This is a genomic window from Paenibacillus residui (genome assembly GCF_042677205.1).
GTDB lineage: Bacteria > Bacillota > Bacilli > Paenibacillales > NBRC-103111 > Paenibacillus_L > Paenibacillus_L residui.
On record NZ_JBHTIU010000012.1, the window covers coordinates 147,930 to 160,523 of the forward strand.

Here is a 12,594-nt window from a genome sequence, read left to right on the forward strand (position 1 = left end):
GGAAAATATAGCGGAAGGTTATCAGGAAATGACCTGACGATGAGACCATTCCTCCACATTCCAGACCTTCGTAATCCAATTCTCATAGAAGTCCGGCTCATGACAGACTAACAGAACCGTGCCTTTGTATTCCTTGAGGGCTCTTTGCAGCTCCGCCTTGGCCACTACATCAAGGTGGTTGGTCGGCTCATCGAAGAGGATCCAGTTGCTCTCCCGCATGAACAATTTGCACAAGCGGACCTTGGCCTGCTCTCCTCCGCTAAGCATATTTAATGGCCGGGTAATATGCTCGTTCTTCAGACCGCACCGTGCAAGGGCTGCCCGAACCTCGTGCTGGTTCATATGCGAGAATTCGTTCCACACATCGTCGATCGGTGTTAGATTGCCCGGCTTCACTTCCTGCTCGAAATAAGCCGGATACAGATAGTCTCCGGTGAAGGTCCTGCCGGATAACGGCTCGATCTTGCCAAGAATGGTCTTGAGAAGCGTCGACTTTCCTACCCCGTTGCTGCCGACAATCGCGATCTTGTCTCCGCGCTCGATGGTCACATTCAGCTTCGGCAGCAAAGGACGGGTATAACCAATTTCCAGATCCTCCGCTTCGAAGACGATTCTTCCGCTGGCCCTCGATTCCTTGATCGTGAAAACCGGCTTCGCCGCCTCCTCGGGACGGTCAATCTTCTCCAATCGGTCAAGCTGTTTCTGCCGGCTCTTCGCCCTGCCTGAGGTGGAGTATCTAGCCTTATTCCTTTGGATGAAATCCTCCTGCTTTTTAATAAACTCCTGCTGCTTTTCGTAGGCTTCGATATGCTGGCTCTTATTGATATCCGCCATCGTCAGAAATTTCTCATAGTTGGCCGAATACCGGGTTAATTTCGCGAACTCCAGATGGTAAATCACATTAACGACCTTATTCATAAATTCCGTATCATGGGAAATGAGGATAAACGCATACGGATATTCTTGTAAATAGGACGTTAACCACTCAATATGACCGACATCCAAATAGTTGGTCGGCTCGTCCAGCAGCAGCACCGTCGGCTGCTCCAGAAGCAGCTTGGCCAGAAGCACCTTCGTTCTTTGACCTCCGCTCAGGCTGGCGACATCCCGGTCGAGTCCGATCGCGTCCAGGCCAAGGCCGTTTGCGGTCTCCTCGATTTTCACATCAAGCATATAAAATCCGCTATGATCCAGTCTTTCCTGAATTTCCCCCATCTGCTCAAGCAGGGGTTCCAGCTCTTCAGGTGAAGCATCGGCCATCTTCTCGGTAATGGCCATCATCTCTTTCTCCTGCTCGTATAGGGGAAGGAAAGCTTCTTTCAATACATCGCGGACCGTCTTGCCTGGCTGCAGATTAGTATGCTGATCCAAATAACCGTAACGGACATTCGGAGTCCACTCCGCCTTGCCCGTATCCTTCAGAAGCTGACCCGTTAATATATTCATTAACGTCGACTTCCCGACCCCGTTGGCACCGACCAATCCGACGTGCTCACCCGCCAGCAGCCGGAACGAAACGTTCTTGAACAACATCCGGTCGCCAAAACTATGACTTAAATCTTCAACTGTCAAAAGGCTCATACTCTATTCCAAATCTCCTGTCTATTCCTAATCATCGGTCTAACCCGTCGGTTTATTATAACACCAACTGAATCGGACAGGAAAGACGGCAGATTTTTTACAATAGGAATCTTTATATTTTACAGTAATTCCTACTGTCACAAAAAGCTTCTACTAATGCCGGGCGTCTTCAGTTCCTGGACTCCCTTCAAAGTACTGTATAAACCTTTATCGAAGTAAAGTCATGAAGAGCGACCGCGTTTAGAGGAAGGTTTGGACGCCGACTCTGTTGGAGTGCGGACGGAATAAGCTTCGAAGGTTACGTCACGTGGGGTATTGATATGGCCCCAGTTTTATGACGGATTTTTAAAGATCATCTCCACGGTGGCGATCTTGATTCGGTCCTCTGCCTGCACTGCATATTTCCGATATGGAATAAGCCGTTCTTCATTTAAGTAGCTGCCGTTCTTCGAGCCCAAATCCTGAACAAAATAGCCCTCCTGCTCCTCGCTGCGGCTGATTTCCAGATGAATTCTGGAGACCCCGATCGTATCCTCCACGTAATGGACCGCTTCCTGGCTTCTCCCTATTCGGAAGACATCGTCTGAAATCGGCACCTTCTCGGTCTCGTCCTCTCTTTTCACCTCAAGATAAGGTCTGGCCGGGCCCGAAATCGCTTCAATGCCTTCCGGCGTAAGCAGTACCGTCGCATCCTGCGGTACAAGCAGTGTAGTTTGTTCAGTCAGAGTCGAAGAATGATTCAAGACAGCGGCCGTATTTCCGCCCGGACTTACGTTCGAAAACGTAAGCTCCTCCCGTTCCGCTCCCATCCCCGAAGAAGCCCGATGCTCCCAATGGCTCTCTTTGGATAAGGTCCGCGAGAACCCAGGTACAGCCGGCTCTAACGCGGTTGAACGGAAAGACTCCATGATATCGGCTGCACTCTCCGAGCCCACTGTTGCATCCTTGCCTTCCTGATGTTTATTCGATCGGAAAGTTAAGGATAGCCTGCCCATTTTGTGTAAAATATAAATTCCGTCCACCAGCAGCAGGCTGGTCCCTAGTCCGATATACAACAATCCTTCGGACGGTTCCGTCCAATAGAAGGCCCAGACCGCTATCAGAAAGACCGTACCAAGCAGGACAATCAGCTTGCCGGACGACGTGGATAAAGCGCGCTCCGTTCCGAAGTTCAGATCGTCTTCTGGCACAACAGGGCTATCAATTTTCCTGTTTTCCGTTATTTGTGGAGCCGGGAGCTCGATTTCATTCGGCTTTGATTCCTCTAGTAGCTGTCGTTCCATGGCTTCGAGCAGAACGGACTTCAACTCCATCAAACTGAATCGCCCGCCGCTAAGCAGCATTTGCAGCTTGCGCCAATTTTCGCTCTGCTCCACGTATGTATGCTTCGCTAAATAATCTGCCAAGCGGACCAAGTCCTCTTGCGCACTCCCTTTACCGGATAATTCCTTAAGCGGCAGATACAGCAAATGAATGTCATCATGCCGCTGCCCGATGTAGATAAACTCTTCCTTAAGTACGTAGCGGTCTTCGCTAAGCATATAGATTTTGCAATCGTCCAAAGCCGCAACCAACGTATACAGAAACGTATAGAACTGCTGTTCAGAAAGTCTGGATTGCTTAACTGCCTCCGAAAGCGGAATGAATGAGGTGGTTTCATATCTTAACCGGATCTTTCGATTCTGTTGTTCAAATTCTATTGGAAGCTGCCGGGGAACGGTATAGGTTTCCAGCATTTTGTGCTCTAACAGGACAACATCATCAGGTGTCAACGGCGGTTCCCCGGATAAAACCAGATAACAGCCATGCTGTCTGTCCATTTCACATTTTAAACCATACAGCAAGGTAGTCATGATTCACTTCCTTTCTATCCTATAGGTTAAATACCTCATACAGTGCTGTTAAATAACCCGGAAATGCGGCATAGAGAAAAGGATATCGAATAACGTCTTTGCCTGTAAACCTAACTGCTTTCCGGTTTTTCAGGATAATAAAATCAATGATGCGAAAACCGAGACCGGATGCCTTGGCCGCCCACTGCTTGCGGACCAGCAGGATGACCACACCGATGATTCCGGCGTAGAATAGGGAATAAAAGAGGAAATAACAGACAAACTCCACACCCGTTAGTGCACCTATAGCCGCAAAAAGCTTGACATCCCCCGCCCCGATTGCCTTGAGCAGGTAAAGCAAAAACATTAAAGCAAAACCGGCACCCATTCCGGATAAAGAGTAGAGAAAGCCGGACCAGCCGTCCGACCAGCTAAAGTAACCGAATCCCGCGGTCAAACCTATCAGCACGATGGAATTCGATATTTTATGCCGCGTCGCATCTGTATAGAAGGAAGCGGCCATAAGTATGGAAGCAACTGACCATGGTACCATTGACTTCCCCCTTTCCACGATTGCCGGGGCCCTGTCCTCAGGCCCCGGTCCATATTCTCTCGTAAGCTCTTTTGCGTAAATACACCGTTTTATTAACGAAGGGAATGGGCAGCTTGAAGGCAACTTCCGCTTCAATCCCCAAATAAGCCTTAGACGGATCTCCTAGAGTCGGAAACTTCATATCCGTAATGCGGAAGCGGTCCGGTTTAATAACGGACTGATTAGCATGGTGCAGAACAATCGGCTTAAAAGCTTCGTAGATAAGGGGGGCTAAAGTATTGTTGTAATATTGATGATAGGCTTCCTTGCCCATCTCTTCCCCCTCCTCTCTCATCGTCTGTTCCCACTGCACCCACTTTACGATGGATTCAGGCAAGAAAGCGGCGTAGTCTTCCACCCACTCCTCCGCCTGAACGAGCTTATCCCTTGCCTGACCGATCTTCTCCACCAAATCACGCCACACAGCAGCGGCCTTGGTTCCCGAAGCCTTATCCCTGGCCTCCACATACAGCAGTTCTACCGGATACATGTAGGCAGCCATTTGTTTAGTAGATTCGGTAACTGCAGTTTTCAACGATAGCTCGAGAATGGAAAGCTGGACAAACATATTTAACGCTAATGCGAACACCAGAAAGACAGGCATGACAATCGCCGCTTCCAAGGCTATTCCGCCTTCCTGACAATGGGTCAGCCTCCGAATAAATGCTTTAATAGGACATCACCGCTGTCTTTGTTATTTGGCATCGTTTATTTTTATTGCCGCAATCCAGCAAGCCAAGATCACTCATTAACCTCATGGCTGCCGGCATAAACCAGATTCGAACGGTTGAAGAAGTGGTTGCCTGCAAATAAGTCGTTCTTTCTGTCAGATCCTTCCCCGTGTTCAACTCGATTAAAGCCTGCATGCGAGACATCATTTTACTGTCATTGCTATGGAGCAGCATAAAAAGCCTAAGTAAATCTTTATAATAGACGGTTAATGACTTCACCTTCTTTAGTACGGGCACCGCCTCACCCTTCACCAGCTTCTGCATATCCTGCACTGCCTCAATGGCCGCCTGGGCAGCTACGACAGTAAATAAAAGCAGGGGAGATCCGATATTTAAAACACTCTTCTTCGGATCCATAAGTCCTTCGACAATATGGACCGCCATAAAAAATACAAACATCTCGCCATATGCTGCGGAATAATTGGACGCACAGGAATTCATTCCATAGAGAATATACTCCGCTTCCTGATCTGCAAGAGGGTGATCCAACGGCTTAGACGGCACATGAGAAGCCGGCGGCACCCCGCCTTTACCCGCTTCCAGCTTGGCTGTCCGATAACTGAATTTCGTTAATGCATACTCGTTCATATAGATCTCATCACGTATTCCGGTAAGCACATTCGAAATCCGTTCCGAGAAGCTTACAGCCTGCTTGATCGCTTGATCCGGGCGATCGGCCGCGTACACCTCAGACATCTCCGGGGGTTGATCGGAATTATATTGATAATATTTAGAATACAGCCCCGGGTTCCCGTTCGAATCCCCTTCGAGCCTCTGATATAACGCTGTATAAGGGTCCTGGCTGCCCCACATGCCGCACTGGCCCAACATAGAATTCAATTCCTTGAGAGCATCCCCGAGCTTCTGTTTATGTTCCTTATCGCTAACCTCCAACTGATTCATCCGCTCCTGACGTTCCCGTTCTTTCTCTCCCTGCTCACTTTCAAATCGGACAAGCAGCTCTTGCATCTTCTCCAACTGTCTGGAGATTTCTCCGTAGTCATCCCCGATGAAAAAAACAGTAGATTGCCATTTTTCCTTCAGCCAGGAGAACTGCGCCAGGCTTTTGGCTGACTCTGTTTTGTAAATAGAGAAGTATTCGAGGGAGTACACCGGAATTTTGTCCAGCACGTCATAGCCCTGGAATGAGTCGTTGTCCAGGCTGCTCTTCAGCTTTTCCTTTTCCGCGCGGAGCTCCTCATTTAATACTCTGGCATTCTCTACCTTCTCCAACAAGCGCTCATGCTGCTCGGCAAATCCGGCGTAATCCTCCTCCAGCGACACTTGAAAAGATGCCAATAAAGCAGTATAGGCCAAAATATCCTTCAAGAGCTCCTCCAGTTCATATTTTCGTTGTAAAAACTCGGAAATTTGCCGCTGAGTTTCGGAAATGGATTTCTTCGTAGATTGCAAGGATTGATAGAGCGAATTTATTGCCTCGGCGTTCCCTTCGGGATTCATCAGTAATAAGGCGATAGTGCTGCCAAGCGAATCCGCAGATTGCTGCAAAGAATCCAAAGCTTCCTCGGCCTTCTCCAACCCTTCCTCCACCTCGTGAATCGACTGTCTGACACTATCCGCTGTATTTAGACCAATGCGGTCCGCCCGTTCGTGAAGCTCGCCCAAAGTGCCGCTGTACTTCAGATGCAGCCGTTTGCCCCTATCGATGAAGTCCTGTGCGGCTTCCCATGCCTCCTCCAATGCTTCATTCCATGGCTTTATTTTTTCCTCCAGTATATTTGCATGCTCGTGGAATTTAGCGGCTTGCGCTAACTGCTTGGTCAAGCCGGAGTTTTTGAACCGGTCGAGAAGCTCCATCGTAAATTCAATCGGGGCCTGATACTTCATATCTTCCAGCATCTGCTGCCGAAACACGACATGATTGGCTAGTGTAAATAGAGGCCGTATATAACTGTCCTCCGGCTCGGAGCGGATATCCAAATAATTGAAAATAGAATCTTCGCTGGAAGCCGTCAAATTGTGATCCAGTACGGTTTGAAATACTTGCCTGCTTTCTTCCTCATTGCCCGCAATTCCGAATAATCCGTAGGATTGCAGCTCTCGATCAAAGCGGGAAAACATCGAGCGGTTGGCGGCCCAAAGAGCGGCCTCCGTCTCTCTTTCCGCAAGCTTAACCCGGACAAAATCGATCAGAACGGCATGGAACAGAAAAATTGGTACGATGATCACGATCAAATAGACGGAAACAGAACCGTCACTGGTACGTAGAAACCGCTTCAGCTTCATTCCATTCCTCCATCCTTCAGTTATGGACGATCACAACGATGCCATTCCGTTCCAGTTCTCTTCTGAGCGATGGAGTGAGGGCTGTCTTTCCAGTCTTGACATGCCGGAAAAAATGCCACACTACCCCCTTCACTTCTCCCCTTTTCATAAGTTCGACATCCTTTTTTATTTGATCCTTAACATTTTTGGAGTTGATTGTATACTTCGCTTCATGAGCAACGCCATCCCGATCTAGTGCATCTATTATCCTATACTGGCCCACCGTATGAGTTTCGATTTCTACCGACTTCCCATTGACGAAATTCCGTAAATATTCACTTGCTTCTTTTTCTGAGCGAATGATTACTTCCGGCGGGTCCGAAACACTCTCCAGCCATGTTTTCTTCACATCTGTTGCAGGAGCTTTACCCTTAATCCTGCTTAGATAGGACTTGGTTAAATCTACCGCGCGAATCCATTCCACGGGATCCGTCACTTGTGCGACCGACTCTCCCGCCGCCTGGTCCATGGCAAACCAGTCTTGAACTAAAGAAGGAATACCCAAAAACTGGTTAAGCTTGATCTGCACGGTGCGGTCGAGACCGTGGTTCGAATAGCTTAACTGACCCTCCAAGGAGACGGGAAGTTGTTGAGCCGCCTGTAAAAGCTTCTTATTCGGGCCGGACCCGGAAGGCTGCGTTCCTGATTGAGGCAGCTCGACGACTGCCGGATTACCCAATCCGATGATTCCCAGCAAGTCTGACGCCTGATCGTTAAAAACTCTCCAGTACAGCCCGTCATTCTTGTCCAAGGGGTATGATCCGGTCACCGGATCTTTATACGAATTGTCCCAATGAGCCGCCGTTCGATCCGCACTGACTGCCGCCGTATGGAACAATACCGCCTTCTGGTACATAAACAGCGCGAAGAACAGAATGGCGATCGTGCATAGAAAGATCACCGGAAGCACTAAAGAAGCCTCTATAGTAAAGCTTCCGGCCTCACTCAGGCAGAAACGCCGCAGCCTTCTCCCTTGCGTTACGTTCCGCATCGGCTTATTTTCCTTTAGGCATGATATTGCCCGTATCATCACCGGTGTGGACGTTAATTTCTTTATCCGCTTTGTTAAACAAGCTTTCCACCCACTGAAAAATCCACTTCCTGAAAGCTACTGCCACAATGACGATCACCGCCAGAATCAATAAAATCTCAAGCGTTCCTAACCCTTCCTCATCCTGCCAAAAACGAATAATAGCTTGCTTCAGGTTCCGCATAGTTTTTCCTCCAATTTTCTATTTTCATATACTGAGTTTTGCAAATATCGACTTCACTTCTGTTAGGCCGTTATTGAAAGGCATGGCCGGTTCGGTCTCATCCGTGATTCTGCACCTAGCCCATGATTAATATGGCAGGAGTGGCAACGATGACCATGACTATTCCGAAAGTAATGACCATCGGAAACACAAGCTTGGAAGAAGCTTCCTCGCCCATAGTTCTTGCCAGCGCTTTGCGCTTCTCCCAAAGGTTTCTCGTCAATTCTCTTAGGGCAACAACAAAGTCGTCTCCGCCTCTTCGATAATTAAGCAGCACAGTCGTCGTAAATAACGATATTTCGGGAAGAGCGCACCGCTTGCTCAATTCCTCCATTGCCCTGGCAAAAGAACGGTTATTCTTTAATTCGTTGGACATGATCGATAATTCCCGGAAGAGCGGAGATAATTCCTCTTCCCGGCGGGAATCTACACAGCGGATGATCGCCGCCTGTACCGTCTCCCCGGCATTGACCAGCAAGGTGAGCTTATTCAGAAATTCCGGAAGCTCAATAAGCATGCTTCTCTTCTGCAGCCTTATTCGCTTACTTAAACCGCGCACTTCTATCCAAGGCGCCAATACAGCAAGCAGCAGTCCGCACAGCGAAACCGATAACCATTCTCCCGTTACAGCAGCCAGCAAGAGTGTCAGCATAAATACCAGTATTCCGCTCGTAATCATCCTTGCGATGAATTGTTTGGTCATTTCCATTGTCGCTCTCCGCCCATAGCAGGAGACCATCATTAAATGCAGCTTGGTGACGAAGGCGGGCATCCTTTCCATCAGTCCCGATTTGGTCACCACTTTCATCGCAAGAGGCATTAGCCATTTGTATATTGAAGAGTTGCTAGGTGTCTCCTCCAAATTCATCTCCCCTAAACCTTGATATCCATTATTTTTTTGACAAGCCAGTGACAGCCTAACAGCAGTACTAAACATAGCGTCATAATAAGCGGTCCGGTTAAACCCGAATATAGCGGAGCCATATAATCCGGTGAGCTGATCGTCAGCAAACCGATAACAGCCAACGGGGCAGCGCTCAGAATCGCCGATTCGAACTTCTTTTGCGCGATCAGCACCGCTATTTCTTGCTGAATTTCGATTTTCTCACCGATTATGTTCGCGGTTCTGCGGACGACTTCGATTAAATTTCCTCCCGATCTTTTACAGGTAACGAAAACGTCTACGAAATTATGAATATCTTCGAGATCGGCTCTTTCATCAAATTCTCTCAGCACGGCTTCAATCGTCTCGCCGTTCTGGATTTTTCTGTTCATCCGATCGAACTCTGCAATAATATAGGTATTAGGATTGGAATACAGGGTTTTTAAATCGTTAACCGCCTCCGCCAAACCGCTTTCCACCGATTTTCCGGCTGTTAGCGATGAGGACAATGAAAAAAGGGCCTGCCGGAATTGATCATTAAGCTCCGCTTTGCGTTTAATCATCTTTTTCCTGGATATCCATTTCGGATAGAATAATCCGAGTGCCGCCATAATGAGAGAGATTAACGGCTGCTTGTAAAAAAGATATCCGACAGCATAAAGACTCCCGCTTGCTACGACAACCGCCATAACCCTCTCTTGTACGGATAACCGGTACACCGAGTAATCTATGACCGTTTCCGCCCTCGACACTTTGAACTGAGATATGTCCCCCTGTTTGGACTTGCGGGTGCGCTCCAACAAAGAGAGCAGTCCCCATACGAACAATCCTATCCCTGCGGCACAGGCTATGATGATGATCGCTCACACCACCTTCTTCTTAAAATCCTGCTGCGTGCAGCTTATCCGTTCGGGTAAGCTTATGCTCCGTAGGCTGCAGCTTGCCTATGATCTTGCCCTGCTGTGTGCCTTCTTCCCGAAAAATAAACAGCGGCTGCAAGTGCACCTCCCCTCCCCGCATTCCGATTACCTCCGATATTTCCGTTACCCGCCTGGATTTATCGCGCAATCGGGTCAAGTGAATCATGATATCAATGGCCGAAGCGATCTGCTTCCGTACAACATCTAGCGGCAGCTCCGCCCCGCTCAGCACCATCGTTTCCAAACGGCTGATCATATCGGCGGTGGAATTGGAATGGCCGGTAGAGATCGAGCCTTCATGCCCGGTGTTCATCGCCTGCAGCATGTCCAGAGCTTCCGCCCCCCGTACTTCTCCCACAATGATCCGGTTAGGCCTCATGCGGAGGGATGCCCGAATCAAGTCGCGAATCGTAATTTCACCCTTGCCTTCGGTATTCGCGTTTCTCGTTTCCAAGCTTACCAGGTTAGGCACATTCCTTATTTGCAGCTCTGCCGAATCCTCTATCGTAATAATCCGTTCATCGGCAGGGATAAAATCAGACAGGGCATTCAGGAAGGTCGTCTTGCCCGAACCTGTTCCTCCCCCTATGAAAATGTTGTATTTCGCTTTGACGAGCTGCTCCAGCAAACCAGCCGCCTCTTCGGTCAATGCCTCCTTGTCAACCAGTTCCTTCATGGACATGGGCTTGTCGGGAAATTTCCGGATGGTCATCGTCGGTCCTTTCAGCGCAATGGGCGGCAGAACGACATTGACCCGCGACCCGTCCGCCAATCTCGCATCTACGATAGGAGACGCTTCATTCACGACACGATTTACTTTGGAAACGATAGACTGAATGATATCCTCCAGCTTCTGAGGATCCTCGAACACTGTAGGATAAGGGAGGACCTCTCCCGCCCTTTCGATAAAGATCTCTTGATGGCTGTTTATCATGATTTCCGAGATGGAACGGTCATCAATCAGGGGCTGCAGGACATCCAATCCGCGAAACGAATGAAATAATCGTCTGACAGCGTACGCCTTCTGCCGTGCTGTCCAGCCGGTGCAGCACTCGGAGGAGAAGACTTCCTCTTCAATCATTTCTATTAATTCATCATCCGATTTGGCCTCCGAATAATCCAATTGTTCAGCGATAGACAGACGGAGCTTCCGAATCAGTTCCTCCTCGATCAGCAGGTCATCTCCTCCCCTCTTGCTTCCGGCGCCAGCTTCGTCAACCATCTCATCAATTGAACGCGATAGCTGTTGTCCGCAAACAACTGAGAGGCGGAGTGCAGGCTGCTCCAATCCGGAACGAACGGCAAATGCCCGAATAATGGAAATCCAAAGCCGCCGATGTCGTTAACCAGACTTCCCGTATATTTGTTAAGAATGAACAAAACCTCGGGCAGCTTCCCTTCTGTTACGGATTTGCCGGCTCCCAACCGAAAACGCTCATACACCTGCTTAGTTTTCGTTAAATGATTGAGTTCATCTTCAATCAGCCACAAAATTCGATCGCTCGCCATCAGGCTTGCCATAGCCCTTGTGTGCATGGCGGAATCTCCATCAATAATGACGTAATCGTAATCCGATTGCTTCAGAAGCCAGAGCAGCCTCTGCGTGTCCTGTTCCGTCATGCCTTCCATCTCTTCCATGCTCTCGCAAGGGTCCAGATATTCCACCTTGCTTACAGGATCAATACTTTTATACTGCTCCAGCTTGGATTGAATGTAAGGAGACTCCGCCTGCAAATAATAGAGCATCCGTTCGAACGAACGCTTCTCCGGCTGCCGGGGAAAGTATGGAATGGAGCGAACTGTCTCCAGACTCAAATAGAATACTTTGGAGCCCTGAAATGCCAGAGTCGCGGCCAAATGGACAGCCAAAGCGGTCTTGCCGCTGCCCCCGACAGCGGAATAAACCGAAATCAAGCTCGGTTCGGCTTCCTCGCCGCCGGTCAACCGCCACGGATTGGGCCGTTCCATCATGATCGCTGTTAACTGTGAAAACAGTTGATTAAGCGGCTGAAACCGATAAATCTTCAGCTCGGCATTATCCGCCGGAACCGGTTCGTCTACGAGGCTGGCTACCGGTATTGCGGACGGTATTTGTTCGGGCAAGAGGTCCGAACCGGCCAGAATCAGATCAAAGCTGTCCGGCTCCTCCAGCATGCCGGGTTCTGTAAAGATTTTAACGATCATCTTGGTCCTGTATTCCGATGTTCGTACATAGTTAAGCAGCATATTAGTATAAGCGAGATCGTTATCCAGAATTGCAATTCGTCTTTTCTCCATATTTCTTCCTCCTTCCCGCTTTACTACGACAGTAATCCGGCCATTTGCAGCGCCCCGCCGGCGATCAGCAAGAGAGACAACACAGCAATCCCGACCGCTAATCTCATCTCTTTTCCGATTATTCATCTCTCCCTTCCGACAAAAAAAGAAGCACCACAAAGCAAAATCAATTTGCTCTGCGGTGCTTCCGCTTGAAAATGAAATCTATTAGAATTATACCATAAAATGATAACTATTCA

Annotated in this window: 11 protein-coding genes; all 11 read right to left on the minus strand. The window is 48.8% G+C overall.

Translation table 11 applies throughout. The features are described 5' to 3' along the window. Positions 1-21: 21 nt before the first annotated feature. The 11 genes from ACFQ03_RS04685 to ACFQ03_RS04735 all read right to left on the minus strand — a co-directional run bounded on the left by ACFQ03_RS04685 (position 22) and on the right by ACFQ03_RS04735 (position 12,355). A complete protein-coding gene (locus ACFQ03_RS04685) occupies positions 22-1,581 on the minus strand; it encodes an ABC-F family ATP-binding cassette domain-containing protein (RefSeq protein ID WP_379286391.1) in 1,560 nt (519 codons plus the stop codon). Between the two features lie 332 nt (positions 1,582-1,913). Beyond that, the gene (locus tag ACFQ03_RS04690; protein WP_379286393.1) at positions 1,914-3,434 is read right to left on the minus strand and encodes a DUF6382 domain-containing protein; all 1,521 of its coding nucleotides are present in this window, start codon (positions 3,432-3,434) and stop codon (positions 1,914-1,916) included. 19 nt (positions 3,435-3,453) lie between these two features. Next, positions 3,454-3,966 (minus strand): A24 family peptidase, encoded by a 513-nt coding sequence (locus tag ACFQ03_RS04695; protein WP_379286395.1) that lies wholly within the window; start codon positions 3,964-3,966, stop codon positions 3,454-3,456. A gap of 37 nt (positions 3,967-4,003) precedes the next feature. Continuing rightward, entirely contained in the window at positions 4,004-4,627 is a 624-nt protein-coding gene (locus ACFQ03_RS04700; protein WP_379286397.1) for a hypothetical protein, read from the minus strand. Positions 4,628-4,673: 46 nt separating this feature from the next. Beyond that, entirely contained in the window at positions 4,674-6,983 is a 2,310-nt protein-coding gene (locus ACFQ03_RS04705) for a DUF5702 domain-containing protein (protein ID WP_379286399.1), read from the minus strand. 16 nt (positions 6,984-6,999) lie between these two features. Then, positions 7,000-8,013: a TadE/TadG family type IV pilus assembly protein gene (locus ACFQ03_RS04710; protein WP_191964395.1), complete on the minus strand. Its 1,014-nt coding sequence runs from the start codon at positions 8,011-8,013 to the stop codon at positions 7,000-7,002. Between the two features lie 4 nt (positions 8,014-8,017). Beyond that, positions 8,018-8,236, minus strand: a complete 219-nt coding sequence (locus tag ACFQ03_RS04715) for a Flp1 family type IVb pilin (RefSeq protein WP_379286402.1) — start codon at positions 8,234-8,236, stop codon at positions 8,018-8,020. Positions 8,237-8,351: 115 nt separating this feature from the next. Further along, positions 8,352-9,137 carry a type II secretion system F family protein gene (locus ACFQ03_RS04720; RefSeq protein ID WP_379286404.1) on the minus strand — a complete coding sequence of 262 codons (786 nt, stop codon included), beginning with the start codon at positions 9,135-9,137 and terminating at the stop codon, positions 8,352-8,354. An 11-nt stretch (positions 9,138-9,148) separates the two neighbouring features. Next, complete coding sequence (locus ACFQ03_RS04725) at positions 9,149-9,985, minus strand: type II secretion system F family protein (RefSeq protein WP_379286406.1); 837 nt, start codon at positions 9,983-9,985, stop codon at positions 9,149-9,151. A 52-nt stretch (positions 9,986-10,037) separates the two neighbouring features. Then, entirely contained in the window at positions 10,038-11,300 is a 1,263-nt protein-coding gene (locus ACFQ03_RS04730; protein ID WP_379286408.1) for a CpaF family protein, read from the minus strand. Beyond that, positions 11,249-12,355 (minus strand): AAA family ATPase, encoded by a 1,107-nt coding sequence (locus ACFQ03_RS04735; RefSeq protein WP_379286410.1) that lies wholly within the window; start codon positions 12,353-12,355, stop codon positions 11,249-11,251. Before ACFQ03_RS04735 ends, ACFQ03_RS04730 begins: the two co-directional genes overlap by 52 nt. Positions 12,356-12,594 lie beyond the last annotated feature (239 nt).

Excerpts from the sequence above, each read along its gene's own strand:
- ACFQ03_RS04685 (WP_379286391.1), bottom strand. The coding sequence starts at position 1,581 with ATGAGCCTTTTGACAGTTGAAGATTTAAGTCATAGTTTTGGCGACCGG.
- ACFQ03_RS04690 (WP_379286393.1), bottom strand. The coding sequence starts at position 3,434 with ATGACTACCTTGCTGTATGGTTTAAAATGTGAAATGGACAGACAGCAT.
- ACFQ03_RS04695 (WP_379286395.1), bottom strand. The coding sequence starts at position 3,966 with ATGGTACCATGGTCAGTTGCTTCCATACTTATGGCCGCTTCCTTCTAT.
- ACFQ03_RS04705 (WP_379286399.1), bottom strand. The coding sequence starts at position 6,983 with ATGAAGCTGAAGCGGTTTCTACGTACCAGTGACGGTTCTGTTTCCGTC.
- ACFQ03_RS04710 (WP_191964395.1), bottom strand. The coding sequence starts at position 8,013 with ATGCGGAACGTAACGCAAGGGAGAAGGCTGCGGCGTTTCTGCCTGAGT.
- ACFQ03_RS04715 (WP_379286402.1), bottom strand. The coding sequence starts at position 8,236 with ATGCGGAACCTGAAGCAAGCTATTATTCGTTTTTGGCAGGATGAGGAA.
- ACFQ03_RS04730 (WP_379286408.1), bottom strand. The coding sequence starts at position 11,300 with ATGGTTGACGAAGCTGGCGCCGGAAGCAAGAGGGGAGGAGATGACCTG.
- ACFQ03_RS04735 (WP_379286410.1), bottom strand. The coding sequence starts at position 12,355 with ATGGAGAAAAGACGAATTGCAATTCTGGATAACGATCTCGCTTATACT.